Annotated in this window: 22 protein-coding genes and 5 pseudogenes; 10 read left to right on the forward strand and 17 right to left on the reverse strand. The window is 74.0% G+C overall.

The features are described from left to right. Positions 1-172: 172 nt before the first annotated feature. Positions 173-589, forward strand: a complete 417-nt coding sequence (locus tag JD77_RS08185; RefSeq protein WP_145773741.1) for a helix-turn-helix domain-containing protein — start codon at positions 173-175, stop codon at positions 587-589. Between the two features lie 16 nt (positions 590-605). Here the strand turns inward: JD77_RS08185 and JD77_RS08190 are convergent, their stop codons facing one another. The 3 genes from JD77_RS08190 to JD77_RS08200 form a co-directional block, all read right to left on the reverse strand. After that, positions 606-1595: a hypothetical protein gene (locus JD77_RS08190; RefSeq protein WP_387227439.1), complete on the reverse strand. Its 990-nt coding sequence runs from the start codon at positions 1593-1595 to the stop codon at positions 606-608. A 154-nt stretch (positions 1596-1749) separates the two neighbouring features. Next, positions 1750-3903, reverse strand: a complete 2154-nt coding sequence (locus JD77_RS08195) for a RecQ family ATP-dependent DNA helicase (RefSeq protein WP_145773742.1) — start codon at positions 3901-3903, stop codon at positions 1750-1752. A gap of 35 nt (positions 3904-3938) precedes the next feature. Next, positions 3939-4193 (reverse strand): AfsR/SARP family transcriptional regulator, encoded by a 255-nt coding sequence (locus tag JD77_RS08200; RefSeq protein ID WP_211372508.1) that lies wholly within the window; start codon positions 4191-4193, stop codon positions 3939-3941. Between the two features lie 143 nt (positions 4194-4336). Here JD77_RS08200 and JD77_RS08205 point away from each other — a divergent pair, with 143 nt between their 5' ends. Then, on the forward strand, positions 4337-5152 hold the full coding sequence (locus JD77_RS08205) for a hypothetical protein (protein WP_145773743.1): 816 nt from the start codon (positions 4337-4339) through the stop codon (positions 5150-5152). A gap of 139 nt (positions 5153-5291) precedes the next feature. Here JD77_RS08205 and JD77_RS08210 read toward each other — a convergent pair. The 3 genes and pseudogenes from JD77_RS08210 to JD77_RS08220 form a co-directional block, all read right to left on the reverse strand. Then, positions 5292-5561: pseudogene (locus JD77_RS08210) on the reverse strand (branched-chain amino acid ABC transporter permease); the annotation flags it as partial. Between the two features lie 2 nt (positions 5562-5563). Continuing rightward, positions 5564-6160, reverse strand: a pseudogene (locus tag JD77_RS08215) (ABC transporter substrate-binding protein); the annotation flags it as partial. Between the two features lie 133 nt (positions 6161-6293). Continuing rightward, complete coding sequence (locus JD77_RS08220; protein ID WP_145773744.1) at positions 6294-7433, reverse strand: glycerophosphodiester phosphodiesterase; 1140 nt, start codon at positions 7431-7433, stop codon at positions 6294-6296. Between the two features lie 140 nt (positions 7434-7573). Here JD77_RS08220 and JD77_RS08225 point away from each other — a divergent pair, with 140 nt between their 5' ends. Then, the gene (locus JD77_RS08225) at positions 7574-8908 is read left to right on the forward strand and encodes a TrkH family potassium uptake protein (protein ID WP_145773745.1); all 1335 of its coding nucleotides are present in this window, start codon (positions 7574-7576) and stop codon (positions 8906-8908) included. Next, on the forward strand, positions 8898-9566 hold the full coding sequence (locus JD77_RS08230; protein ID WP_145773746.1) for a potassium channel family protein: 669 nt from the start codon (positions 8898-8900) through the stop codon (positions 9564-9566). Before JD77_RS08225 ends, JD77_RS08230 begins: the two co-directional genes overlap by 11 nt. Positions 9567-9672: 106 nt before the next feature. Here the strand turns inward: JD77_RS08230 and JD77_RS08235 are convergent, their stop codons facing one another. From JD77_RS08235 to JD77_RS08265, 7 genes are all read right to left on the reverse strand, one after another. Beyond that, a complete protein-coding gene (locus JD77_RS08235) occupies positions 9673-11319 on the reverse strand; it encodes a serine/threonine-protein kinase (RefSeq protein WP_145773747.1) in 1647 nt (548 codons plus the stop codon). 71 nt (positions 11320-11390) lie between these two features. Beyond that, on the reverse strand, positions 11391-12935 hold the full coding sequence (locus JD77_RS08240; RefSeq protein WP_145773748.1) for a fused MFS/spermidine synthase: 1545 nt from the start codon (positions 12933-12935) through the stop codon (positions 11391-11393). A gap of 36 nt (positions 12936-12971) precedes the next feature. Then, positions 12972-13985 carry a coiled-coil domain-containing protein gene (locus tag JD77_RS08245; protein ID WP_145773749.1) on the reverse strand — a complete coding sequence of 338 codons (1014 nt, stop codon included), beginning with the start codon at positions 13983-13985 and terminating at the stop codon, positions 12972-12974. Between the two features lie 204 nt (positions 13986-14189). Then, positions 14190-14999: an inositol monophosphatase family protein gene (locus tag JD77_RS08250; RefSeq protein ID WP_145773750.1), complete on the reverse strand. Its 810-nt coding sequence runs from the start codon at positions 14997-14999 to the stop codon at positions 14190-14192. After that, entirely contained in the window at positions 14992-15444 is a 453-nt protein-coding gene (locus tag JD77_RS08255; protein ID WP_145773751.1) for a response regulator, read from the reverse strand. Before JD77_RS08255 ends, JD77_RS08250 begins: the two co-directional genes overlap by 8 nt. Positions 15445-15457: 13 nt before the next feature. Further along, positions 15458-17209, reverse strand: coding sequence for a sensor histidine kinase (locus JD77_RS08260; RefSeq protein WP_246140571.1), 1752 nt, complete (start codon positions 17207-17209; stop codon positions 15458-15460). Then, complete coding sequence (locus JD77_RS08265; RefSeq protein ID WP_246140572.1) at positions 17206-18450, reverse strand: PP2C family protein-serine/threonine phosphatase; 1245 nt, start codon at positions 18448-18450, stop codon at positions 17206-17208. The genes JD77_RS08260 and JD77_RS08265 overlap by 4 nt, the downstream gene beginning before the upstream one ends. A 224-nt stretch (positions 18451-18674) precedes the next feature. Here JD77_RS08265 and JD77_RS31955 point away from each other — a divergent pair, with 224 nt between their 5' ends. Both JD77_RS31955 and JD77_RS08270 read left to right on the forward strand, forming a co-directional pair. Next, positions 18675-19043 (forward strand): hypothetical protein, encoded by a 369-nt coding sequence (locus JD77_RS31955; RefSeq protein ID WP_170286306.1) that lies wholly within the window; start codon positions 18675-18677, stop codon positions 19041-19043. Next, complete coding sequence (locus tag JD77_RS08270; protein ID WP_145777474.1) at positions 18962-19198, forward strand: hypothetical protein; 237 nt, start codon at positions 18962-18964, stop codon at positions 19196-19198. Before JD77_RS31955 ends, JD77_RS08270 begins: the two co-directional genes overlap by 82 nt. A 67-nt stretch (positions 19199-19265) precedes the next feature. Here JD77_RS08270 and JD77_RS08275 read toward each other — a convergent pair whose 3' ends face one another. The 3 genes from JD77_RS08275 to JD77_RS08285 form a co-directional block, all read right to left on the reverse strand. Continuing rightward, positions 19266-19520, reverse strand: coding sequence for a Smr/MutS family protein (locus JD77_RS08275; protein WP_013736060.1), 255 nt, complete (start codon positions 19518-19520; stop codon positions 19266-19268). A 102-nt stretch (positions 19521-19622) separates the two neighbouring features. Further along, positions 19623-19991: a tetratricopeptide repeat protein gene (locus JD77_RS08280; RefSeq protein ID WP_145773753.1), complete on the reverse strand. Its 369-nt coding sequence runs from the start codon at positions 19989-19991 to the stop codon at positions 19623-19625. Positions 19992-20068: 77 nt separating this feature from the next. Further along, on the reverse strand, positions 20069-20815 hold the full coding sequence (locus JD77_RS08285) for an ROK family protein (RefSeq protein WP_145773754.1): 747 nt from the start codon (positions 20813-20815) through the stop codon (positions 20069-20071). Positions 20816-20899: 84 nt separating this feature from the next. On the opposite strand from JD77_RS08285, the gene JD77_RS08290 reads away from it, so the two are divergent. The 3 genes and pseudogenes from JD77_RS08290 (at position 20900) to JD77_RS08300 (ending at position 23683) form a co-directional block, all read left to right on the forward strand. Continuing rightward, positions 20900-22537 carry an ABC-F family ATP-binding cassette domain-containing protein gene (locus tag JD77_RS08290; RefSeq protein ID WP_145773755.1) on the forward strand — a complete coding sequence of 546 codons (1638 nt, stop codon included), beginning with the start codon at positions 20900-20902 and terminating at the stop codon, positions 22535-22537. Positions 22538-22576: 39 nt separating this feature from the next. After that, the gene (locus tag JD77_RS08295; protein ID WP_145773756.1) at positions 22577-22894 is read left to right on the forward strand and encodes a hypothetical protein; all 318 of its coding nucleotides are present in this window, start codon (positions 22577-22579) and stop codon (positions 22892-22894) included. A gap of 64 nt (positions 22895-22958) precedes the next feature. Further along, positions 22959-23683 (forward strand): annotated as a pseudogene (locus JD77_RS08300) (methyltransferase domain-containing protein). Positions 23684-23706: 23 nt separating this feature from the next. Here the strand turns inward: JD77_RS08300 and JD77_RS08305 are convergent. Then, positions 23707-24710: pseudogene (locus JD77_RS08305) on the reverse strand (LacI family DNA-binding transcriptional regulator). 149 nt (positions 24711-24859) lie between these two features. On the opposite strand from JD77_RS08305, the pseudogene arfA reads away from it, so the two are divergent. Then, positions 24860-26327, forward strand: a pseudogene (gene arfA, locus JD77_RS08310) (arabinosylfuranosidase ArfA). Positions 26328-26449 lie beyond the last annotated feature (122 nt).

Below are 26449 nucleotides of genomic sequence, written 5' to 3' on the forward strand. Positions count from 1 at the left end.
CGCGGCGAAGGCGTTCCAGGAGATGTCGACCAGCAGCCGCCTCAGCTCGGCGTGCCGGATCGCCCGCTCACCGGCGGGGCGGCCGGCACGGGCGGGACGGCTGGTCGCTTGCGCCCGCCGCCCGTGGTACTACGCTCGAAGGCACCCGACCGGGAAGGAAAGCCCCGCAGGGATGAGTCCGTCAGAGGTTTCGCCACAGATGGCCTTCGCGCGATTCGTGCGGCGCGCCATCGACGACGCCCGCGAGGAGCGCGGCTGGACCGTCAGCGACCTGGCGGCGCACACGGGGGTGGGCCGGTCCACGGTCTTCCGGTGGCTGGCCGGCGACTGGCAGGACTACCCCGAGCTGGCCAAGGTGCGCGGCTTCTGCACCGCCCTCGACCTGCCGGTGGCGGCGGCTTTCCGGGCGCTCGGCCTGCCCGACGCCGGCCCGGCCCCGCGTCGGCCCGCCGACGAGACGCCCGTCGAGGCCGACGTCCGGGTCATCCTTCAGCGACTGGCCGATCCGAGGGTGCCGGCCGAGGAGAAGCACCACATCCGCGACCTGCTGCGATACCTGGCCCGCCGGCCGATTCGCCGCGCCGGCTGACCCGCGCCGGGGCCGGTCAGGGCACGGCGAGCGTGAACTCGGCCGTCCGTACCACCCCGCCGACCTGGAAGTCCAGGTAGAGCCGGTAGCGGCCCGGCCCCGGCACGGTCAGCTGGAACGTGACCCCCTCCCCGGGCGGCCCCGCCTCCGGGTGGACGTGCAGGTAGCCCAGGTCCCCCTCGCGCAGCGCCACCAGGTGCCCGTACGCGCCCAGGTAGCGCTCCAGCGTCGGCACGGAGTCGCCGGCGCGGATCTGGAAGCGCAGCGGCCGGGTGACGCCGATCCGGGGCTCGCCGGACCAGCTCACCGTGAACCCGTCCGCGGTCGCCGTCGCGGCGGGCGCGGGCAGGGGCCGGGGCGCGTACCCGCCGGGGACGGCCAGGTCGACGCCGAGGGTGAGCGCGGTCTGGCCGCCGTCGTCGCCGACCACGGTGAAGTCCGCGTACGCCCGCCAGGCGCCCGGCTGCGGCAGGGTCAGCGGCACGGACCAGGTGCCGTCGGCCGCCATCGTGGGGTGCAGGTGCTGGTAGCCGGTGAGGTCCCGGCGCACCACGATCAGGTGCATCGGCTTGTCGTGCACGACCGCGAACCGGGTCACCGGCCGGCCCTGGACGTCGCGGACCTGCAACCGGAACTCGCCCGGCCGCCCGGCGGCGAAGCCCTCGGACAGCGGGGTCAGCGTCCAGCCCCCGGTGCTGACGGCGAGACCGCCGACGTCGGTCGCGCCGCCCCCGCCCACGGAGACGCCGTGCTCGTGCGCCCCGGTGCCCGGCGCGTGCGTGTGGTCGTCGGCCGCCACGGCCAGCCGCGCGGGGTCGGCCGGCGACGGGCTGAGCCGCCCGAGCCCGAACCCGAGCAGGACGGCGAGCACCAGCCCGCCCACCACCAGCGCGAGCCGCAGCGTGCCGCGGTCCACCAGCAACCCGCCCGCGCCCGGCGCGGGAGCCCCGTCCGGCTCGCGGACCACGCCCTGGGCGGGGGCCTCCGGCGCCGACGGGTCAGGCACGGCCGCCGCCCTGCTGATCGGTCATGGGCACACGGTACCGCCGGACCGCCCGCTGGCCGGGCCACGACGGCGGACCGTGGCGGCGGTCGCAATCCGCCCGCCCCGGGAACTTTCCCGGCCTCCCGTGCCGGACCTGGACGAGCGGCCGGGCGGGTCAGCCGGCCACGGCCAGGGCGAGCGGAAGCACGTCGGGCGCGCCGGCCCGGCGCAGCAGCCGGGCCACCATGGTCAGCGTCCAGCCGGTGTCGACCAGGTCGTCGACGAGCAGCACCGGGCCGTCGAGCCCGGCGAGGGCGTCGGCCAGCTCGTCCGGCAGGGCGAAGGCGTCGTGCAGCGCGCGTACCCGCTGGGCGCTGTTGCCGCGCGGCCCACCGGGCCCCGCCCCGCCTGTCGGAACGACCCGCCCGAGCAGCGGCAACCGGCCGACGGCGGCGATCCGCGCGGCGAGCGAGCCGACCAGCTCGGGCCGCCGCCGGGAGCCGACCGCGACCACGCCGACGGGACGGCGCGGCCAGGGGTCGTCGCTGTGCGCCCACGCCTTGAGCACCTCGACCACCGCCGCCGCCACGTCGTCGGGAAGTGCCGCGTCGGTCGCGTCCGGACCGACCAGCTCGCGCAGCCGGCCACCCCAGCCCAGGTCGGACAGCCGTCCCACGGCCCGTCCGGCCAGCGCCTGCTCCGCCGGAGGGATGCGCCCCTTCAGCGGTACGCCCACCGCCTCCAGCCCCGTCGGCCACAGCTTCTTCGGCGCGATCTGGACCCCGGGCCGGCCCAGGTACGCCTGCGCGGCGGCGAGCGCCGGCCCGGACACGTCCGCCGAGAACAGAGGACCGGCGCAGCGGTCGCACCGGCCGCAGTCGCCCGCCCCGGCGTCGTCCAGGCACTCGCGCAGGTACCGCATCCGGCAGTCGGGCGTGGTCGCGTACTCCCGCATGGCCTGCTGCTCGGCGGTGCGCGCCTGCGCGACGCGGCGCAGCCGGGCCTCGTCGTAGCGCCAGGGCTCGCCCGTGGCGAGCCAGCCGCCCCGCACCCGGCGCACCGCGCCGTCGACGTCGAGCACCTTGAGCATCAGCTCCAGCCGGGCCCGGCGCAGGTCGACGATCGGTTCGAGGGCCTGGGTGGACAGCGGCCGGTCGGTGTGCAGGGCGGCCAACACGGCGCGGACCTGTTCCTCCGGCGGGAAGGCGAGCGAGGCGAAGTACCGCCAGATCGCCGCGTCCTCCGCGCCGGGCAGGAGCAGCACCTCGGCGTGCTCGACCGCCCGGCCGGCCCGGCCGACCTGCTGGTAGTACGCGATCGGCGACGGTGGGGCGCCGAGGTGTACGACGAAGCCGAGGTCGGGCTTGTCGAAGCCCATGCCCAGCGCGCTCGTGGCCACGAGCGCCTTGATCTTGTTATCCAGCAGGTCCTGCTCGGCGGCCCGCCGGTCGGCGTCCTCGGCCTGTCCGGTGTACGAGGCGACGGCGTACCCCCGGGAGCGCAGGAACTCGGCGGTCTCCCCCGCCCCGGCGACGGTCAGCGTGTAGATGATGCCCGAGCCGGGCAGCCGGTCCAGGTGGTCGGCGAGCCAGCCCAGCCGGTGCGCCGGGCTGGGCAGGTCGAGTACGCCGAGCCGCAGCGACTCGCGGTCCAGGCTGCCGCGCAGCACCAGGGCGTCCCCCAGTTGCTCGGCGACGTCCTGGGTGACCCGGGCGTTGGCGGTGGCGGTGGTGGCGAGCACCGGGGTCCGCTCGGGCAGGTTGCCGAGGAAGGTACGCAGCCGCCGGTAGTCGGGGCGGAAGTCGTGCCCCCAGTCCGAGACGCAGTGCGCCTCGTCGACGACCAGCAGGCCGGTGGTCGCCGCCAGCCTCGGCAGCACGGCGTCCCGGAAGTCCGGGTTGTTGAGCCGCTCCGGGCTGATCAGCAGGACGTCCACCGCCCCGGCGTGGATCTCGGCGGTGATCTCGTCCCACTCCTCCAGGTTGGCCGAGTTGATGGTGCGGGCCCGGATGCCGGCCCGGGCCGCCGCCTCCACCTGGTTGCGCATCAGCGCGAGCAACGGCGACACGATCACGGTCGGGCCGGCGGGGCCATCGCTTCCACCGGCCGGCCCGGCACCCCCGGCTCGCTCCCGCAGCAGCGCGGTGGCCACGAAGTAGACGGCGGACTTGCCCCAGCCGGTGCGCTGCACGCACAGCACCCGGCGCCGGTCGACCACGAGCGCCTCGATCGCCCGCCACTGGTCCTCCCGGAGCCTGGCGTGCTCGCCGGCCAGCCGGCGCAGCACCGCCTCGGCCCGCTCCCGCACCGCCGCCCGATCCTGGCTCATCCGGCATTTCTACCAGGCGCCGGCGGGCCCGCCGGTCACGAGCCGACGGGGGCCGGCGGCAGGAAGATCAGGATGTCGCGGAGATGGTCGGTCACCGCCTGCGGGCCGTTCGCCGGCGGGTCCTCCGGCCAGACGGCGTCGATGATCTGCCCGGTCGGCACCGGGCGGCCCGCGGAGAGCAGCAGGACGGCCAGCACCGCGCGTTGCTTGCCGGGGCCGATGTCGATCTCCTGGTCGCCGTGCCAGGCCCGCTGGTGACCGAGAATCTCGAAGCGCAGCGTTGCCGACATGCGAATTTCCGCTCCTGACACCCCCGGTCGAGCCGGCGGCAGCCGCACGGCAGTCGGACGGCAGCATAGCGGCAGCGATTCGGCAGGGGCTGCCCACAGCATCGTCTCCGGCAACCGCCAGACGTGCGAGAAAGAGATCTGCCATGACACAGCACACCCGTACCGCCGGGCGCCTCCGCCGGGTCGTCGCCAGCACCGCCGCCGCCCTGGCCGCGACCGTCCTCGTCGCGGGGTGCGCGACGGGGTCCGATCCGGTTGCACCGGCCACGGGGGCCGCGCCGACGCCGAAGGACGCGTTGCTCGCCGCCGTCCCCGAGGACACGGACGGGAGGTTCCGCTTCGCTGGCAAGGATTCCGACACCGACCTCTCCGGCCTGGTCGACCCCGCCGCGAAGGGGGTGGAGCTGACCATGGCCGTCAAGGATGCCGAGTTGGGCCTCACCACCCGGATGACGTTCCGGGTCGTGTCGGAGCAGGTCTGGATGAAGGTGAAGTTCACCGGCGGGGAGGGCCTGACCGGCCTGCCGAAGCTGCCGGACCGCTGGCTGGAGCTGGACCGCGCCAAGCTCACCGACGCCGAGGCCGCGCCGGTCTGGGACGGCGCGGACGTGGGCAACGCGGGTCCGCTGATCGAGGCCGCGACGGCGGTCGAGGAGAAGGGCGACCGGAAGTACGCCGGCACGATCGACCTGACCGCCGGCGCGGCGGCCGAGGTGCTGGAGGCCGAGCAGATGACGGCGCTCGGCGCGGCGGCGAAGGCGGTGCCCTTCACGGCCGAGGTGGGGCCGGACGGCAACCTCAGCCGGCTGACCCTCCAGGTGCCGGCCGCCGGGGAGCGCAAGGCGTACGCGTACGTCGTGGAGTACAGCGACTACGGCAGCGCGCCACAGGTGACCGCCCCCACGGGCGCCGCCGCCCAGAAGGCCCCGAAGGCCGCGTACGACCTGCTCAACGGCTGACCGAGGGGGCGCTCGGGGCGGGGCGCGGCCACACGGGGGTCCGCGCCCCGCCCCCGTTCCCTCCCGCCTCCCTCGTTGATCAAGAGGTTTGCGTCAGCCTGCGCGAGCAGAGTGACGCAAACCTCTTGATCAACACGGCTCAGCGGCGGCTGGGGAGGGCGCGGAGCAACGGGGCCAGGCGGGACCGCAGGCTGGCCAGGCCGCCGGGGAAGAAGTACACCGCCAGGATGAAGACCGTGCCCAGGACGAACAGGGGCTGGCTCAGCGGGCGGCTGAGGATCGCCGGCAGGCTCTCCACCGCGTCGCTGGTGCCGAAGGCGGTGAGGCGATGGTCCAGGTACATGTAGAGGATGCCGCCGAGCACCGGTCCCCACCGGGTGCCCGGCCCGCCGAGCACCACCATGACCAGCCGCCCTGCTGGTCGAGGGTCTGCCACATCGCGGGGGCGGTGGTGCCGGCCCAGGCGACGAAGAGCAGGTCGGGCTTGGCGGCCTTGATCTGGCTGGCGAACGGGGTGAACTCCGTGGCGCTGGCCGGCGCGCGGACGCTGCTCACGGTCGCCCCGGCGCCGCCGATGACGGCCTTCACGGCCGCCTCGTTGGCGTCACCGAACGCGCCGTCCTGGGCGAAGACGACCACCTTCTTGCCGGTCGGGTCGCCGATGAACGACTTCGCGGTCACCACGTCCTGGTAGGACTGCCGCCCGGAGCGGAAGGTGTACCTGTTCGCGGCGGTCACCGCGTCGGTCGCGGCCGGTCCGGAGATGAACAGGACCTTGTTCTGGGCGGCGATCGGGGCCACCTGCAGGGCCACGCCCGACGAGGTCGAGCCGGCGATGATCTTCGCGCCCTTGCCGATCAGGTCCTTGGCCGCGGAGACCGCCTTGGCCGGGTCGCCCGCGTCGTCGACCTCGGTGACCTCGATCTTCCGGTCGCCGACCTTGCCCGTGCCGTTGGTGGCGAAGTCCAGGCCGGCCTTGAACCCTTCGATGTACCCAGCTCCCTTGCCCCCACCCCCGCCCCAGTCCGGCGATCAAGAGGTTTGCGTCGTCCCTGGGGCCGGAACCTGACGCAAAGCTCTTGATCGCCGGCCCCGGACGGCGGGCCGGGCGGGCCGGCGAGGGGTGCGGAATCAGGTCTGGTCAGCGGGCGGGCAGGCCGGCGCGGGCGGCGACGGCGGTGTCCGGGTGGTCGGAGAAGACGCCGTCGAGGCCGAGGCCCAGGAACAGCTCGTACTCGGCGGTGACGTCGCCGCGGGCGTTCGGGTCGGCGCCGATGCGGAAGTCGGCCGGCAGGAACTGGTTCTCCGCCCGGAACGTCCAGGCGTGCACGACCAGCCCGGCCCGGTGGGCGTCCCGGACCAGGGTCGTCGGCGCGAGCAGCTTCCCGGCGGCGTCCCGGGGGACGATCAGGTTCTTGTGCGCGCCCACCCCGTCGGCGTAGGAGGCGATCCACCTCAGGCCGGCGGCCGAGGCCAGGTCCGCGTAGGTGCGGGGGTCGCCCGCGACGGTGAAGTCGTACGGCCGGCCCGAGGCGTCCATCAGCTGGGCGAGCTTGACGTCGATCATCTTGTCCAGCTTGCGCAGGTTGGCCGTCTCGAAGGACTGGATGATCACCGGGTCGTTGCGGTGGGTCAGCCTGTTGGCCCGCAGCACCGTGACCAGCGGCTCCTCCAGCGGCAGCCCGATCGAGGCGAAGTAGCTGGGGTGCTTGGTCTCCGGGTAGATGCCGATGGCCCGGCCCCTGTTCCGGCTCTCGGCGCGGGCCAGGTCGATGACCTCCTGGAGGGTGGGCACCTCGAAGCGGCCGTCGAAGGCGGTGTTGGCCACCCGCACCTGCGGCAGCCGCTCCTGCGCGCGCAGCGTCTTCAGCTCGGCCAGGGTGAAGTCCTCGGTGAACCAGCCGGTCACCGCCACCCCGTCGATGGTCTTCGTCGCCCTGCGGGCGGCGAACTCCGGGCGGGCGGCCACGTCGGTCGTACCGGAGATCTCGTTCTCGTGCCGGGCGACGAGCTGTCCGTCCTTCGTCGAGACCAGGTCCGGCTCGATGTAGTCGGCGCCCATCCGGATGGCCAGCCGGTACGCCTCCAGCGTGTGCTCCGGCCGGTAGCCGCTGGCGCCCCGGTGGGCGATCACGAGCGGCCGGTCGGTGGCCCGGGACCGCTCGGGGCCGGGCTGCGGGTCGGCCGAGGCGCTCACGGCCGGCGCCACCACGGCCGGCGCCACCACGGCCGCCGCGAGCAGCGCGCCGGCCAGGCCGAAAGCGGAAAGGGTACGTCGCAACGCCGTCTCCTGTCGTCGAGGGATGGCGCTCAGCAGACCGGGTCCGGTTGACGGCCAGTTGGTCGCGGACTGACCGGGAGGTGAATCTCCGGGATGGGCGTTTCGGCACCCAGGCTCGGCCGGAAAAGGAAGATTGTTCCGTGCGCCGGTTTCTTCGTCATCCCGTGCGGCTGGTGCCGTTCGGCTTCCTGGCGGCGATCCTGCTCGGCACCGGCCTGCTCATGCTGCCGGCCGCGACGAGCACGCACCGGTTCACCCCGCTGTCCACCGCCCTGTTCACGGCGACGTCGGCGGTCTCGGTGACCGGCATGGCGATCAACGACACCCCGAACTACTGGAACGGCTTCGGGCTGGTGATGATCACCGTGCTCACCCAGGTCGGCGGCCTGGGCATCCTCACCGGCGCCGCCCTGGTCGGCCTGGCGGTGTCCCGCCGGCTGGGCCTGCGCAACCGGCTGCTGGTGCAGGCGGAGACCGTCGAGTTCGGCATCGGCGACGTCGGCTGGCTGCTGGTCCGGATCGCGGGCACCGTACTGGCCTGCGAGGCGGTGATGACGGCGATCCTCACCGGGCGGCTCTGGTGGACGTACGACTACCCGCCCGGGCGCGCGCTCTGGTACGGCGTGTTCCACGCCGTGCAGGCGTTCAACAACGGCGGCTTCGCCCTCTACTCCGACGGGCTGCGCGGCTTCGCGCGGGACCCCTGGATCTCGCTGCCGCTGGCGCTGGGCGCGATCGTCGGCGGCCTGGGCTTCCCGGCGCTGTTCGAGGCGGTACGCCGGTGGCGGCGGCCGGGCACGTGGCAGATCGCCACCAAGCTGACCGTCTGGGGCACCGTGGTACTGCTGGGGGCCGGATTCGTCTACCTGCTGTTCGCCGAGTGGGGCAACCCGCGCACCCTCGGCACGTACGACGTGGCCGGGACAGCGCTGGCCGCGTTCGCCCAGGTCGCGCTGAGCCGGACGGGCGGCTTCGACGTGATCGGCGTGGCGCAACTGAGCCAGGTGAGCTACCTGCTGCTCATCGTGCTGATGTTCATCGGGGGTGGCTCAGCCAGCACGGCCGGCGGGATCAAGGTCTCGACGTTCTTCCTGCTCGCCTTCGTGATGTGGGCCGAGCTGCGCGGCGAGCCGGACGTCACGGTGGGCCGGCGCCGGGTCGCCGAGTCCAGCCAGCGCCAGGCGCTGACCGTGGCGCTGCTCAGCGTGGCGCTGGTCGCCACCGGCACGCTCGGGGTCGTCCTGCTCACCCCCGGAGTGCGCTACTACCAGGCGCTCTTCGAGGTGACCTCGGCGTTCAGCACCACCGGGCTGACGATCGGGCTCGTCCAGCAACTGCCCGAGCCCGGCGTGTACCTGATGACCCTCCTGATGTACATCGGCCGGGTCGGGCCGCTCACCCTCGGGTCGGCGATCGCGTTGAACACCCGGCGACGGCTGTACCGCTACCCGAAGGAGCAACCCATTGTCGGCTAGGCGCGGAAGCGATAACGGGATCGTGGTGATCGGGCTCGGCCGTTTCGGCTCCCACCTGGCGGGGTCGCTGATCCACCTCGGCCACGAGGTGCTGGGCATGGACCGCGACGCCGAGCGCGTGCAGCGGTGGTCGTCCCGGCTCGACCGGGTGGCCCAGACGGACCCCACCGAGGAGGGGGCGCTGCGCCAGCTCGGGGTGGCCGACTTCCCGCGGGCGGTGGTCGCCATCGGCGCCTCGGTCGAGGCGAGCGTACTGACCGTGCTGGCCCTGGCCGAGCTGGGCCTGCCGCAGATCTGGGCGCGGGCGACCTCGGAGAAGCACGCGAAGATCCTGGACTCCGTCGGCGCCCATCACGTGATCTTTCCCGAGGCGGAGACGGGCGAACGGGTGGCGCACCTGATCGTCAGCAAGATGCTGGACTTCATCGAGTTCGGCGACGACTTCGCCATCGCCAAGGTACGGGTGCCGCCGCCCCTGGTCGGGCGGTCGCTGCGCGACCTGGCGCCGGCCGACCGCTTCGGGGTGCAGGTGGTGGGGGCGAAGCTGCCCGGCGAGCGGTTCCGGTACGCGGGCCCGGACATGGTGCTCGCCGACGGGAGCGTGCTGATCGTGGAGGGGAGCATCGCCCAGGTGCAGCGCTTCGCGGCGCTGGCCTGAGCCGAACCGAGCCAGCCCGAGCCGAACCGAGCCAGCCCGAGCCGAACTGAGCCCGGTCAGTCGCGCTTGTGCTTGCCCTTACCCTTGCCGGCCTCCTTTCCTTTCGTCACTGTGCTTTTCCCTTGTCACCGCCACCGGATCCCTTACCCTTCCCGGACTTGCCCGACTTGCCTGACTTGGCCTCGCCGTTCGACCCGCCCTTGCCGGCGGAGCCGCCGGCCTTCACGGTGGTGGTCTTCTTCGGGGCGGGTGCCGGCGGGGCCTTGGCGGGCGGCGGAGCGGTCGTCGGCATCGAGCCGGCCACCCCGGAGACCTGCACCCCGCAGGTGGCGCCGCCGAGGCGGAACTCCACCGGCAGCGGGTTCGCGCCCGTGTACGTGCCGGTCAGCGCGACCTTCTGGGACGCGCCGGGCGCCAGCGCGCCCGGCTGGGCGGCCGGTCGCACCTCGACGGTGCGGCCCTGCTGGCGTACCGCCGGGTCGGCCTTCGTGACGGTCTGCCGGCCGGGGAAGGTGAAGCTCATCGTCCAGTCGCGCAGCTCCCGGTCGCCGGTGTTGGTCAGGGTCAGCTCGGCGGTGAAGTCCTTGCCGGAGTCCCTGCGCAGCGCGTAGTCCACCGCGCACGGGGCCGGTTCCGGCAGCCCGATCCGGGCCTCGACGGGCCGCTCCACCCCGCCGCTGGCCGGGCTGCGGGAGGTCACGCCCCACATCGCCGCAGTCACCGCGACCAGGCCGGCCGCCGCCATGCCCGCCTCGACGGTGCGTCGCCGGGTCACCCGCCGGCCCCGGGTACGGCCGGAGAACGGCAGCGCGTCGGTGTCCGACGACCAGGGCAGGATCGTGGTGCCGGCGTTGGCCAGGACGGCCGGATCGAGCGTGTGCGGGCCCGGGGCCGGCGACACCGGCATGATCGCGAGTATCCCGGCGGCCTCGGCGAGGGTACGGGCCACCTCGGCGGTGACGGGGCGGTCCTCGGGCCGCTTGGCCAGGCAGCGGCGGACCAACCCGGCGATCTCGCCGGGGAGCCCCGGCACCTCGGGCATCGGCTCGGGGTCGTTGTACATGTGCGCGCGGAGCATCTGGGTGGTGGTGCTGGCCTGCCAGGGCAGCCGCCCGACGAGCATCCGGTACAGCAGCAGGCCGACGGCGTACACGTCGGTGGCGGGGCTGACCTGGCCGTTGTCCAGCCGCTCGGGGGCCAGGTACGCGGGCGTGCCGAGCAGCGCCCCGTCCGGGCCCTTCTCGCTCTCCCCCGCCAGCGCCGAGATGCCGAAGTCGACCACCTTCACGCCGGTCGACGTGAGCATGACGTTGCCCGGGGTCACGTCCCGGTGCACGACGCCCCGGGCGTGCGCGGTGGCCAGCGCCGAGGCCACCTCGGCGCCGATCGTCACCGCCTCCCGCCACGGCAGCGTCCCGCCCCTGCCCAGCCGGGCGCTCAGCGAGCCGCCGTCGAGCAGCTCCATGACGACGTACGGCACGGTCAGCCCGCCCTGCTCGGACTCGCCGTAGTCGTACACGTTGGTGATGTTGGGGTGGCACAGCCGCGCCGCGGCCTGCGCCTCGATCCGGATCCGGTGCCGGAACGCCTTGTCGCTGGCCAGCCGGGAGGCGAGCACCTTCACCGCCACCTGCCGGCCGAGCACCTCGTCGTACCCCCGCCACACGACGGACATGCCGCCCGCGCCCAGCTGCTCGATAAGCCGGTACCGCTCACCGAGCAGTTGCGTGTCCTTACCCACCCCACCGCCCATGGTCGGAGTTGTTGCCCGGGCCGCCCGTTCCTACACCTCGGCGGTCAGAATCGGTCAGTGAAGTCACCCGTTCAGGCGGTGGCGAGCAGCTGGTCCACCGGGGCGTAGTCGTCGGTGAGCACCAGCGCGTCCCCGACGAAGGCGGCCAGCGCGTCCCCGGAGAGCAGGGCGGCCGGCTCGGGCAGCGCCACCACCCGCTGCCCCAGCGCCTCCAGCGGCAGCGGCGCGTCGGAGGCGACGACGAGGAAGTTGGCCCCCCGCTCGCCCGCGATGGCGGCCGGCGGCGCGACCAGCGCGACGTGCCGGAACGCGGCGGCGACGGTGGCCAGCTCGCTGCGGACGAACCGGCCGGGCGGGTAGTCGATGACGTTCTGCACGTACGTCCCGCCGGGGCGGAGCACCCGGTTGATCTCGGCGGCCATCTCCCGCGTCGCCAGGTGCCAGGGCACCACGAGGTGCCCGAAGGCGTCCCCGACCACCAGGTCACGGCTGTCGGTGGCCTCCTCGCCGAGCAGCACCCGGGCGTCGCCGACGACCGCCCGCAGCTCCGGCCCGGTGCGCACGCCCAGCTCCCGGCGGTCCAGTTCGACAAGCCCGCCGTCGATCTCGAAGACCAGGTTGTCGGTGCCGGGCCGGGTGGCGGTCAGGTACCGGGGCATCGTGAAGCCGCCGCCGCCCAGGTGCACGGCGTCCAGCCGCCGCCCGGCCGGGGCGGCCACGTCGGCCGCCGCGCCGATCCACTGCGTGTACGCGTACTCCAGGTGGGTCGGGTCCGCCAGGTCCACGTACGAGTGCTGGGCGGAGTTCAGCAGCAGCCTCCGCCCGCTCGGCCGGTCGGGGTCGGCCTCGACGCGCGCGCAGTGGTACGCCGTCTCCACGTCGCACGGGTTCGGGGCGAGGATGGCCAGCCCCGTCCCGGCCATGCCGAGCACGGCGAGGGCGGCCCGGGTCCGGGCCGGGCCGGGCCGCCCCCGCCGGGGCAGGTACGCACCCAGCGCCACCCCGGTGACGACGAGCAGTGCCGCCACGGCGAGCACGATGGCGCTGCTGGGCAGCGCCGCGACCAGCACGAACCCGGTCAGCAGGGTGGCCGTGATGCCGCCGAGGGTGCCGATCCCGGAGAGCCGGCCGACCACCTGCCCGGTGCGGCGCAGGTCGGCGAGCTGGAGCTTCACCACCAGCGGGGTGACCGCCGCGAGCAGCGCCGCCGGCACGAACACGGCGAGCGCGGTGAGCAGCAGCACGGCGCTGGCCGCCCCGCCACGCAGCACCTCGCCGGCGTACCGGACGACCGGAAGGGTGACCGCGGTGGCGATGCCGGCGAGCACCAGCACGGGCGCGATCAGGGTACGCGGGTCCCGCCGGTCGGCCAGCCAGCCGCCGGTCCACGCCCCGTACGCGATGGCCGCGAGGGCGATGCCGATGACCGAGCTGGTCACCTGGAGGGTGACCCCGACGTACGGGCCGACGAGGCGCAGCGAGACGGTCTCCAGCACCAGCACCGCACCGCTGGAGAGGAAGACCAGGAACGCGGCGAGCCCGTTGGGCAACGCGCGGACGGGCGGCGGCGCGGGCCGCGGCGACTCGGTAGCGATGTCGGGCGATGAGCTGCTCACCGACGCGATGGTACGCAGCGGACCGGGCCGGCCGGGTCAGTACATCGAGAGGTGAACGTGGTTCGTGTGGTCGGCGGCCGGGCTGCCGCTGCCGCTGTACGCCCGCCAACCGGTGTTCGGCATCCAGATCTGCCGATACCAGATCACGTAGAGCACCCCGAGCCGGCTGGCGTTGTTCTTGAAGTAGTTCGCCAGGCTGTCGCCGTACGCCTTGTCCCCGCCCGTCGCCGTCTCGTCCTTGAAGCCGTTGGTGGCGGCGGAGAAGTCGCAGGCCCGGCCCTTGGGATGCTCGCCGCTGCCGCCGCTGCGGTAGCAGGAGACGTACCGCTTGTAACCGGCGGCCTTGGCCTGCTGGAGCGCGTGCAGGGTACGGGGGGTGATGCAGCCGGAGGTGGTGGGGTCGTTCACCGAGCAGGACTCGGACGGCCAGGACCCGTCGGAGTTGCGCGGGGCCGGCCGGGCCGAGGCGGAGCCGCCGCTGAACCCGGAGCCGGCGCCGGAGCTGACGGCGGCGAGCGCCTTCTCGGCGTCCCGCTTCTTCTTGGCCAGCACCGCGAGCTGCTTCTGCTGCTCGCGGACCTCGATGTCAATGGCGATCTTGGCCTGGCTGGCCTCGGTCCGGGCATCGGTCAGCTCGCGCAGCTTGCGGCCGTCCCGCTGGGCCATCACGTCCAGCTCCGCGGCGCGGTGCAGGAACGCCTCCGGCGAGGCGCTCTGGATCAGCAGCGCCGGCACGCTCATCCGCCCCAGCCGGTACGACTGCGCGGCAACCTCGCCGACCTGCGCGGTCAGCCCCACCAGCCGCTCCTCGACCGTCTTCAGCTGGCCGGCCAGCGTCTGCTGCCGGCGCTTGGAGTTGTCGAGCTTCGCCTTGGCCTCGATGTGCCCCTTGGCGGCGGCCTCCAGCGCCTCGCGGAGCTGCTTGCTGCCGCCCTCGTTGGGCTCGGCGGAGGCGGGCGCCGCCGCGAGGCCGAGCACCAGCGCCACGGCGACGAGCAGCGCGGTCAGCGGCCGGGCGCCGAGCCGCCGGATGAGGCTGATCCTGGACACTCCTGCGGTCCCTCCCCTCGGCCCCCGGCCCCGATCGTCCATGGCACGGCGGCGTCCCCGCCGGCGCCGGACGGCGGCCTGCTGGCGGAGACCGCCGGTCAGGATACCGGACGGAATGCTAGCCGCCATGCCCCGTGACCCGGCGCGACGCTGACATCGACGCACAGTCGCCAGCCGGTCGGGTCAGCCGCCGCCCGCCCTTCGTCAGGTCGTCAACAGCGCCTCGTGGACCTCGGCCCAGACCCGCTCGTTCGCCGCGACCAGCAGCCCGTCGCCCTCCTCGGCGGGGTGGTACTCCCCGCCGTCGAACCGCCGGGCCACCCCGCCCGCCTCGCGGACCAGCAGCACCCCGGGGGCGTGGTCCCAGGGCAGGGTGTGCCAGAACAGCAGGAACTGCTGGTCGCCGGCCAGCAGGTCCAGGTACTCCCGGCCGGCGCAGTGCTGCCCCGCGAGCAGCTCGCCGATCCGCCTTCCGCCGGCCTCGGCGGCCCGGCGGGCCGCGGGCGGCAGGAACCGGGTCATCGCGGTGCCGCGCAGCTCGCCCAGCGGCGGCACCCGGTCACCTGTCCGCACCGGCCGGCCGGCCAGCAGCGCGCCCTCCCCCACGCGCCCGACGCCCAGCGTCTCCGCCAGCGGGTCGAGCACCCACCCCGCGACCGGCTCGCCCTCGGTGAGCAGCGCGACCATCAGCACGAACGGCCGCCGTCCGGCGGCGAAGTTGGCGGTGCCGTCGACCGGGTCCACCACCCACACGTCCCCGGTCCCGCGCAGGTGGCGCAGCAGGCCCGGGTCCTGCGCGACCGCCTCCTCGCCGACCACCACCGAGCCGGGGCGCAGCCGCCGCAGCCCGGCGCCGATCAGCTCCTCGGCCCGCCGGTCCGCGACGGTGACCAGGTCGCCCGGCCCCTTCTCGGCGACGTCGGCGTCGTCCAGCCGGCGGAACAGCGGCAGCACCGCCTCGGCCGCGGCCCGGTGCAGCAGCTCGGCAACGTCGTCCAGCAGGGTGTCAGGCACGCGGCGGCAGCTTCACCACGCTGACGAAGAACTCGTCGATCTGCCGGACCACCGAGATGAACTGCTCGAAGTCGACCGGCTTGGTGACGTACGCGTTCGCGTGCAACTGGTAGCTGCGCAGGATGTCCTCGTCGGCCCGGGACGTGGTGAGCACCACCACGGGGATGCGGCAGAGCTCCTCGTCCTCCTTGATCTCCGCCAGCACCTCCCGGCCGTCCCGGCGGGGCAGGTTCAGGTCGAGCAGGATCAGGTCGGGCAGGACGGCATCCGCGTACCGGCCCTCCCGGCGCAGGTACGCCAGCGCCTCGGCACCGTCGGAGACGACGGTCAGCCGGTTGCGGAGCTTGTGCTCCTCGAACGCCTCCTGGGTCATCAGGACGTCGCCCGGGTCGTCCTCCACCAGCAGGACCTCGATCGGGCTCCTGCCGTCCGCCGGCGAGGTCATGCCACCGTCTCCTTCACGTCACCCGCGCTGTCGCTGTCCGGGGACCCGTCGGCCCCCTCCTCCGCCCGGGCCCGGCCTGCCGGGGCGGCTCGGCCCCGGTCGCGCCGTCCCCGGTCGGCTCCGTACCGTCGCCCGGCTCGTGATCCGCCGCTTCCTCGGCCGCCCGTGCCGCTGCCTCCGCCGCCTCGACATCCTCGGGCAGGGCCGGCAGGGTGAACCGGATCGTGGTGCCCTCGATGGTCTCGGTGTCCACCCAGACCCGGCCGTCGTGGTACTCGACGATCTTCTTGGCGATCGCCAGGCCGATGCCGGTGCCCGGGTACGCGTCCTTGGAGTGCAGCCGCTGGAAGATCACGAAGATCTTGTCGGCGAACTCCGGCTCGATCCCGATGCCGTTGTCCCGGCAGCTGATCTCCCACTCGTCGCCGACCAGCCGGGCGGAGACGTGCACCCGGGGCGGGACGTCGGCGCGGCGGAACTTGACCGAGTTGCTGACCAGGTTGGCCAGCAGGTTGGTCAGCAGCGGCTCCTCGCCGCGGATCACCGGCAGTTCGTCCCAGGTCAGCTCGGCGTCGGCGTACTGCCGGGCGGACTCGGTCTGGCCGGCCACGTCGCCCATCACCCGATTCAGGTCGACCTCGGTGAACCCGGTGGTGAGCCGGCCGATCCGGGAGAACGCCAGCAGGTCGTTGATCAGGCGCTGCATCCGCTGCGCACCGTCCACGGCGAAGGCGATGTACTGGTCGGCCCGCTCGTCGAGCCGCCCCGCGTACCGGCGCTGGAGCAGCTGGCAGAAGCTGGCCACCTTGCGCAGCGGTTCCTGGAGGTCGTGCGAGGCGACGTACGCGAACTGCTCCAGGTCCCGGTTGGAGCGGGTCAGCTCCTCGGCCTGCTTCTGGAGCTGGCCGTTGACCCACTCGATGCTTTCCCGGGCCTCGCGGACCTCGGTCAGGTCCTTGGCGATCTTCTGGCGCATCGCGTCCACGTCGCCGGCGAGCTGCTGGAGCTCCGGTGGGCCGGCCCCGGTGATCCGGTGCTGGTAGTCGCCCTCGGCGACCTCGCGGACCTGCTCGGCGAGGCGGGTGAGCGGCCGCACCACGATCCGGTCCAGCGAGACCAGCAGCACCCCGCCGGCGACCACCACCACCAGCGCCGCCACGATCAGCAGCACCACCAGCAGGGTGCTCGTGCGGTAGATGGCGGCGGCGCCCTTGTCCCGCTCGTCGAGGATGCCCTCCTGGAGGTCGGCCAGCGACCCGCGGATCGCCTCGAAGCGCTTGGCGGTCTCGTCGGTGATCAGCGCCCGCCCCGCCCCCGTGCCGTCCTCGGCGGTCGTCCGGATCACCGGCTCGGCGACCGTGGCGCGCCACTGCGCCGCCTGGGCCCTGACCGTGTCGAGCTTCGGAACCAGGGCCGGGTACGCGCTGATCAGGCCGCCCATCGACCGGTACAGCGCCTGCTCCCGCGCGCTGCCCTGGGTGTACGGCTCCAGCTCCCGCTGGTCGCCGGTCAGCGCGTACCCGCGGATCGCCGTCTCCTGGTCGACCAGCACGTTGAGCAGTTCCTGCGACTGATCGCGCAGCGGGCCCGTGCGGTCCAGCACTGCGTGGGTATGCTCCCGGTTCTGCGCCGCCACCGTGATCTCGGCCGCCACCAGGGCGCCGAGCAGCACGCTGACGACGGCCAGCAGCCTCACGACCCGGCGGCGCAGCGTCCAGTTGTCGGGCTGCGGCGTCACCGCCCACCGCCCCGGCTGAACGGTCACCGGCCACCGCCCCGCGTGACCAGCAGCATGGCCACGTCGTCGGCGAGCGGGCCGCCGTTGGCCTGCTCCGCCCGCCCGACCAGCCAGCCAGGCAATTCAGCCAGCGGCACGGCGGCGGTGGCCGGGTCGTGCAGCAGCGCGGCCAGGCCGGGCACGTCGAGCCGCTCGTCGCCGTCGCCCACCCGGCCCTCGATCAGTCCGTCCGTGTACATCAGCAGGGACCAGTCATCCGTGTCGAACTCCAGGTCGAAGGCCACCGGCCGGCGCGGCCGGACGCCGAGCAGCAGGCCGGCCGGCGCCGGCACGGGCGCGACCCTACCCCCGCTGAGCAGCAGCGGCGGCGGATGCCCGGCGAGCCGCACGGTCGCCGCGTTGCGGGTCAGGTCGAGCCTGGCGCTCGCCACTGTGGCGAAGATCTCCTGCAGCCGCCGCTCGCTCATCAGCACCTGCTCCAGGGCGGGCAGCACCTCGTCGTCGGGCACCCCGGCAAGCACCAGCGCCCGCCAGGCGACCCGCAGCTCGACGCCGAGCGCCGCCTCGTCCACCCCGTGGCCGCACACGTCGCCGACGATCAGGTCGACCCGGTCCGGCCGGGTCTGCACCACGTCGTAGAAGTCCCCACCGATCAGCGCGGCGTGCCGGCCGGGTCGGTAGAGCGTGTGCACGGCGATCTCGTCGGTCGACATCAGCGGCTGGGGCAGCAGACCCCGCTCCAGGCGGGCCGACTCGGCCTGGCGCAACTCCACCTCGCGCAGCCGCCGGGCGTTCTCGTCGGCCCGCTTGCGTTCCACCGCGTACCGCAGCGCCCGGGCCAGCAGCACGCCGTCGACCTGGCCCTTGACCAGGTAGTCCTGTGCGCCCTCGGCGACCGCGGCGATGCCCAGGTGCTCGTCGGAGCGGCCGGTCAGCACGCAGACCGCGGCGCCCGCGGCCATCTCCAGCACCCGGCGCAGCCCGTCCAGCCCCTGGGCGTCGGGCAGGCCGAGGTCGAGCAGGACGCAGTCCACGCCCGCCACCCGCTGCCGCGCCTCCCGCAGGCTGGTCGCGACCAGCAGGTCGATCGTCGAGTTGGTCTCGGCGAGCAACTCGCCGACCAGGAACGCGTCGCCCTCGTCGTCCTCGACCAGCAGCACCCGCAGCCGCTCCCCGGGCGGCAGCACGGGGTGGGCCCCGAAGCCGCCGGCCGGGTGCGGCACGACGGAGGAACCGGCCGGGCCGGTCCCCCGGTTCGGCCGGGTCACCGCCGCGAGGCGCGGGAGTTCGCTGGTGATGTCGGGCTCCTTCCGAGTGCCCTGCTGATCCTGTATCAGACAACGGTCGCACACAAACCGACGGGCCCGGCGCGGGCGGCACGCCCGGCTCACCGCCTGGCAACTAACAAAAAGTACAGCGTCCGGGGGTGACCCGCTCCCGGCCGCAACGGGCAGGATGGTGCCCACCTCGCCTCCATCCCCGAGGAGTCCCCGTGGGCGCACCACCCCCCACCCGCGCCGCCGACCGGGCGCTGGCCCGGCCGCGCCGACGGCCGCTCGCCGCCCTCGCCGCGCTCGCCGCCCTGCTCGCCGTCGCCGCCACCGCCTCGTACGACCTGGGCACCCCCGACCCGCGCCCGGCCGACGCGCCCGTGGGCGAGTTCAGCGCCGGCCGGGCGTACCAGAACGTGCGGGCGCTGGCGACCCGGCCGCACCCGGCGGGCAGCCCGGCCAACGAGCAGGTACGCGCCCACGTCGAGGGCGTGCTGCGCGACCCGACCTGCTCCGGGCACGGATCTTCGCCCGCACCGCCGCCCGGGTCCTCGCCCGACTCAGCGCCCGCGTCGAACCCGGCGGGGTGACCGTGTCGGCCGAGGACGAGCAGCACGTACGCCACTGGGTCTTCTGCGACCGACTCCTACCCGGCGGCGGCCGGTGCGCCCTGCCGGTCGACCACAGCGCGCCCTGCTCACGGCGGCTCAAAATCCGCACAACTTCAGGGAAACTGTCCCCTTGAACGGGCGAGATGGCGACATCTTCCCTGAAGTTGCTGGGCCGGCCATCGGATCGGGAGGACAGCGGCATTACTTCCAGCGGAAGTGGACGAAGAGGCGGCCGAAGTTCTTCGAGTCCTTCTCCACCCGGTGGTAGAGCTGCTTGACGTCCTTCTGGTCGAGGAACCGCAGCACCCGCTTCTTGAGCTGCCCGGAGCCCTTGCCGGGGATGATCTCGACGAGGGTGGCCTTCTTCGCCACCGCCTCGTCCATGATTCCGCGCAGCGCGCGGTCGATGTCGTGGCCCTTGTTGAAGATGTCGTGCAGGTCCAGCTTGAGCTTCATGCCGCCTCCACCACCTGCTCAGAGTCCATGGCAGCCCATGCTAGGCGGTCCACCGCCGGGCCGGCCGACCCGCGCCACCGCGCGGGCCGGCCCAGCTCCGTCTCAATGGCCGTTGCCGACCCGGCCCTGCACCCGGCGCAGCGCCTCCGCGTAGTCGGCGTTCGTCGAGTGCATCGCCGCCGCGATGCGCAGGTGCCGCAGCGCGTCCGCCGGACGGTTCAGCCGCTCCAGCGTACGGCCGAGCACGTGGTGCGCGTAGTGGTCGCTGGGGTCGCGGGCCACCAGCTCCCGCAGCTGCTCCTCGGCGCGGTTGAGCTGGGCGGACTGGAAGTACGCCCGGGCCAGCAACTGCCGTACGGAGGAGTTGGAGGGCTCCGCCTCGATGATCGGCTCCAGCAGCCGGGCCGCCCCGGAAGGGTCGCCCATCTCGAAGTACATGGTCGCCCGTCGGTACTCCGCCAGAAGATCCATGGAGCCACCTCCTCGTCTCGCGCCGGCACTGATCCGACGCTGACACAACACCGCGCGGGCCGCGAGTGTTCCTTCGCCTACCGCAGCTCCCAGGCGCGGACGCCGCCGACGATGCCGGCGCTGTTGGGCACCACCACCACGTCGTCGCCCATCCGCGCCAACTGCTCCGGGCGGATCAGCCGGGAGTTGCCCCCGCCCAGGTAGAGCCGGTCCCAGCGGAACACCGGCCGCAGCCCCTCCACTGCCTGCCGCACCCGGCGGGACCAGAACGCGTCCCCGAGCCGGCGGCGCTCCGGCTCCCCCACGAACTTGTCGTACGTCGTGTTCCAGCGCACCGGCGCGTGCGACAGCTCCAGGTGCGGGGCGAGCACGCCACCGTCGAACAGGGCGCTGCCCAGCCCGGTGCCCAGGGTGAGCACCAGCTCCAGCCCGGTGCCGGCGACCACCCCGGCGCCGTGCACCTCGGCGTCGTTGAGCACCAGCGCGGGCAGCCCGAACGCCTCCGCGACGGCGGTGCGCGCGTCGTACCCGGACCACTCGGCGAGCAGGTCTGGGTCGACCCTGCTACGCGGCCCGGAGCGGGTCACGTAGTGCGGGGTGGCCACCACCACGCCGTGCCGGATCATGCCGGGCATCCCCACGGTCACCCGGTCGGCCGGGGGCAACTGCGCCCCGAGGTCCACCAGCGTCTTGACGAACAGCTCCGGCGGCAGGGGGTACGGCGTGGGCACCCGCAACGGCCGCGCCCGCATCGTCCCCGCCTCGTCGAGCACGCACGCCTTGATCCCGCCGCCGCCACAGTCGATCGCCAGTGTCGTCACCACGCCCGTGAGTGTGCCTCGCGGTCGGGTGGGAAGCGCGACCGCTCGGCGGAATCCGGTGGACGCGGCGGATAGGCTCGGCGTTCGATGAGCGCCACGTTGGTTGTCAAGGATCTCGCCGCCGGGCACGGCGACAAACTGCTGTTCTCCGGGCTCGACCTGGTGGTCGCCCCCGGGGATGTCGTCGGGCTGGTCGGGGCGAACGGGGCCGGCAAGTCGACGCTGCTGCGTACCCTCGCCGGGCTGCTGCCCGTCGAGGCCGGCGGCGTCACGCTGAGCCCGCCCACCGCGACGGTCGGGCACCTGCCGCAGGAGCCGGAGCGCCGGCCGGGCGAGACGGTACGGGGCTTCCTGGCCCGGCGCACCGGGGTGGCGGCGGCGCAGGCGGCGCTGGACGCGGCGACCGAGGCGCTCAGCGCCGGGGCGGCCGGCGCCGACGACGCGTACGCGGACGCGCTGGAGCGCTGGCTCGACCTCGGCGGGGCCGACCTGGACGAGCGCGCGGAGCAGGTGGCCGCCGAGCTGGGCCTCACCGTCGACCTGGACCACCCGATGACCGGCCTCTCCGGCGGCCAGGCGGCCCGGGCCGGGCTGGCCTCGCTGCTGCTGAGCCGGTACGACGTCTTCCTCCTCGACGAGCCCACCAACGACCTCGACCTGGCCGGGCTGGACCGGCTGGAGCGCTTCGTCACCGGGCTGCGGGCCGGGACCGTGCTGGTCAGCCACGACCGGGAGTTCCTGACCCGGACGGTGACCCGGGTGCTGGAGCTGGACCTGCACCAGCAGCAGGTGCGCCACTACGGCGGCGGCTACGCGGCGTACCTGGAGGAGCGGGAGGTGGCCCGCCGCCAGGCCCGCGCCGAGTACGAGGAGTACGCCGATACCCGCGCCGGCCTGGAGGCGCGCGCCCGCACGCAGCGCGCCTGGATGGAGAAGGGCGTGCGCAACGCCCGGCGCAAGGCCAGCGACCCGGACAAGAACGTCAAACACTTCCGCGGCGAGACCTCGGAGAAGCAGGCGGCGAAGGCCCGGCAGACGGATCGGCTGATCGAGCGGCTGGAGGTGGTCGAGGAGCCGCGCAAGGAGTGGGAGCTGCGAATGGAGATCGCCGCCGCGCCCCGCGCCGGCGCCGTCGTGGCCTCGCTCCGCGACGCCGTGGTACGCCGGGGCGGCTTCACCCTCGGTCCGGTGCACCTCCAGATCGACTGGGCCGACCGGGTGGCGATCACCGGGGCGAACGGCTCGGGCAAGACGACCCTGCTCGCCGCCCTGCTGGGGCGGCTGCCGCTGGACACCGGGCACGCCGCGCTCGGCCCCGGCGTGGTGGTCGGCGAGGTGGACCAGGTCCGGGGGCTGTTCCTCGGCGACCAGCCGCTGCTGGACGCGTTCCGGCTGGCCGTACCCGACATGTCGCCGGCGGACGCGCGGACCCTGCTGGCCAAGTTCGGCCTGCGGGCGGATCATGTGCTGCGGCCGGCGGCGTCGCTGTCCCCGGGCGAGCGGACCCGGGCGGCGCTGGCGCTGCTACAGGGGCGCGGGGTGAACCTGCTGGTGCTGGACGAGCCGACCAACCACCTCGACCTGCCGGCCATCGAGCAGCTGGAGTCGGCGCTGGCCAACTACCCCGGGACGCTGCTGCTGGTGACCCACGACCGGCGGATGCTGGCGGCGACCGAGACGACCCGCCGGCTGCACGTGGACGCGGGGCGGGTCGCCGAGGAGTGACGACGTGCCGGCGGGCGCCGACGGGGTGACAATGACTCCATGCTCAAGTGGGAGTACGCGCTGTTGGTGCGCCGCCGCCAGGCGGCCAGCACCGACGTCGGTTGGGAGATCGTCTTCATCTGGTACGGCCCAGACGGCTCGATGGTCGACGTCACCCCGTACGGCGACACGGCGCTGGCCCATCTGAACCGGGCCGGCGATCAGGGCTGGGAGCTGGTCTCGATGAGCGAGGACCCGTCCCTGCCGGGTAACAGCGAGCTGCACCGGTACCACCTCAAGCGGCCGAAGACGACGGTCGCGCCGCCCCGGCAGCGCATCCGGGGCGCCGGCCGCACCGCACGCCGCCTCCCCCGCTGAGGTGTTCCTCCGGCGCGGGCATAGCGGCCGCGGGAGCGGGTAACGGGCGCACCGGAGGTGGCCCATGGTCGCGCTGGCCCTGACGCCGCCCTCGGCCGAGCGGCTGCGGGCGGTCGACGACTTCCTCGCCGAGGCGTGGGCGGACCAGGCGTCGCACGACGACCGGTTGCGCGACCTCGCGGTCCAGGTGCGCTTCGACCGGGGGTCGCCCACCTGACCGGCGAGGTCGCCGACGCCGGCCAGCTCCGGCTGGTCCGGGACCGGGTCGGCCGGCTCGCCGGGGTGTACGCGGTGTGGAGCCGGATCCGGGTGGCCGGCCGGGACCCGGTCGTGGTGGACCTGGGCTGCGGCGGGACCAAGCAGTACCCGGGCAATCTGGGGCTGGACCTCCTCCCCGCGCCCGGGGTGGACGCCGTGGCCGACCTGTCCGGCTCGCTGCCGCTGGCCGACGACTCGGTGGACGTGCTGTTCGCGGTGCACATCCTGGAGCACCTGATCGACTTCCTGCCGCTGGTGGACGAGTGCCACCGGGTGCTCCGGCCGGGCGGCGTGCTGCACGTGATGAGCCCCTGGTGGGGGCACGTGAACGCGGTCGCGGACCCGACCCACGTCCGGCTGCTGGACGTCCAGACGGTCAAGGGCGTCTGCCTCCAGCGGCCGCCGGGCACGCCGCGCTGGTACCCGCTGCACGCCGGTTGCGACGGCGCCAGCATCTTCGCGGACCTGACCCCGCTGGCGCCGGACGCCCCCCAGCCCACCCCGTCCCACCTGGCTCGCTTCTTCACCTGACCCACTCGTGGCGGCGGGCCCCGTCAGGCGGTGGTGCTCTCGCGGGGGGTGAGGCGGTAGGGGGCCGAGAGTTCCCTCGGGGGGCCTGGCGGTCGCCGTCGAGGCGGTTGGCGAGCAGTTCGACCGCCAGGCGCGCGATCCGCTCCTTGTCGGGGGCGATGGTGGTCAGGGTGGGGATCGAGAAGCGGCCGTCCTCGATGTCGTCGAAGCCGGCCACGGCCACGTCCGCGGGGACGCGCAGCCCCGCCTCGTGCAGCGTGCGCAGGGCGCCGAGGGCGAGGGTGTCGTTGAAGCAGAAGACGGCGTCGGGGCGTACGCCGGTGGCGAGCAGGTCGCGCATGGCGGCGGCACCGTCCGCGCGGTGCCAGGCCTGCGCGGACGCGACGAGTCGCTCGTCGTACCCGATGCCGGCGTCGTCGAGGGCGGCGGCGTAGCCGGCCAGCCGGAGCCGGGCGCTGGCGCCCTCGGGGGTGCGCTGCGCGCCGATCGCGGCGATCCGGCGGCGACCCAGGGAGATCAGGTGAGCGGTGATCTCCCTGGCGGCGGCCACGTTGTCGATCACCACATGGTCGGCCTGGCCGTGGTCGACGCGCTCGCCGAGCAGCACCATCGGGGTGCCGTCCAGGCCGGCCAGGTCCTCGGCGGTGAGCGCCAGCGGGCTGAAGATCAGCCCGTCGATGAGGTGGTCGCCGATGCCGGTGGCGGCCTTGCGCTCCTGCTCGCGCCCGCCGCCGGTCTGGTCGATGAGCACCGTCCAGCCCAGCCCGGCGGCGGCGGTGACGACGTGCCGGGCCAGCTCCGCGAAGTACGGGATGTCCAGCTCGGGCACGGCCAGCGCGATCACGCCGGTGCGCCCCTTGCGCAGGTTGCGGGCGGAGAGGTTGGGCCGGTAGTTCAGCTCGGCGATCGCCCGCTCCACCCGGGCCCGGGTGTCCGGACGTACGTGCTGGTAGCCGTTGACCACGTTGGAGACGGTCTTCACCGAGACGCCGGCGCGCTCCGCCACGTCCTTCAGCCTGTGTCGCACTCGCGTCCTCCCCGCTGGCCTGCCGGCACTTTACCGTGCCGGGACTGCCTCTTTACAACGTTGGTTACAACGTTGTAGAAACCTGGGGACACGGGGTGACGGCGGCCACTCGGAGCCCCGGACCGACGCGCCGAGGAAAGGTGGCCCCCTTGCGGACCGCGCAGCTCACCATCGACCCCGCCCTCGCGATCGGGCCGGCCGACCGCCGGCTCTTCGGCTCCTTCGTCGAGCACATGGGCCGCTGCGTGTACGGCGGGGTCTACGAGCCGGGCCACCCCACCGCCGACCCGCTCGGCCTGCGCGGCGACGTACTGGAGCTGACGCGGGAGCTGGGCGTGACCGTGGTGCGCTACCCCGGCGGGAACTTCGTCCCCGGCTACCGCTGGGAGGACGGCGTCGGCCCGGTCGGCGACCGGCCCCGCCGCCTCGACCTGGCCTGGAAGACGGTCGAGACCAACGCGTTCGGGCTGGACGAGTTCATGACCTGGGCCGCCGCGGCCGGGGTCGAGCCGATGATGACGGTCAACCTCGGCACCCGGGGCGTGCAGGAGGCCTGCGACCTGCTGGAGTACGCCAACCACCCCGGCGGCACCCGGCTGTCCGACCTGCGCCGCAAGCACGGCGCGGAGCAGCCGTACGGGGTGCGGTTGTGGTGCCTCGGCAACGAGTTGGACGGCCCGTGGCAGGTCGGCCACAAGACCGCGCACGAGTACGGCCGGCTCGCCGCCGAGACGGCCCGGGCGATGAAGCGGCTCGACCCGTCGATCAGCCTGGTCGCCTGCGGCAGCTCCAACCGGGGGATGCCGACGTTCGCCTCCTGGGAGGCGACGGTGCTGGAGCACACCTACGAGCACGTCGACTACATCTCCGCGCACACCTACTACGACCCGTCCGACGGCGACCGGGCCAGTGGCGACGGCCGACCACGTGGCCGCGAAGCAGCGACACCGCCGCAGGCTGAAGATCTCCTTCGACGAGTGGAACGTCTGGTACCAGTCCCGCCTCCAGGCCGACCTGGACCGGCGCGGCTGGGTCGAGGCGCCCGCCCTGATCGAGGACGACTTCACCGCCGTCGACGCGGTCGTCGTCGGCGACCTGTTGATCACGTTGCTGCGGCACGCCGACCGGGTCGGGGTCGCCTGCCAGGCGCAGCTGGCCAACGTCATCGCCCCGATCCGCACCCGCACCGGCGGGCCGGCCTGGCGGCAGAGCATCTTCCACCCGTTCGCCCTCACCGCCCGGTACGCCCGCGGCACCGTGCTGCGCACCGAGCCGGTCTGCCCGACGTACGAGACCAGCCGGTACGGCGACGTGCCGGTGCTGGACACGGTGGCCGTGCACGACGCGGAGAGCGGCGCGCTGACCGTCCTCGCGGTCAACCGCGGCCCCGCCGACCTCCCCGTCGACCTGGACCTTCGCGGTCTGCCGGGCCTGTCCGCCGCCGTCCACACCACCCTCGCCGCCGGCGACGACCCGACTGCGACGAACACCGAGGCCGAGCCCGAGCGGGTGACGCCCCGGGAGCTGGCCACCCCCACCGTCGACGGCGGCCGGTGCTCCGTGCGCCTGCCGGCGGTCTCCTGGAACCTGCTGCGCTTCGCGCCCGCCGGAGGGTGACGGCGCGCGTCCGTGGCGCCGCGGCACCCGGCGGACCGGCTTCCGAACAGGCACACTCATCCCGTCCCCCAAGGAGTGATCCACGATGATGCACAGCGAAATGAGCCGGCGCCGTCTGCTCG

Origin of the sequence: Micromonospora olivasterospora, assembly GCF_007830265.1 — a bacterium.
Lineage (GTDB): Bacteria > Actinomycetota > Actinomycetes > Mycobacteriales > Micromonosporaceae > Micromonospora > Micromonospora olivasterospora.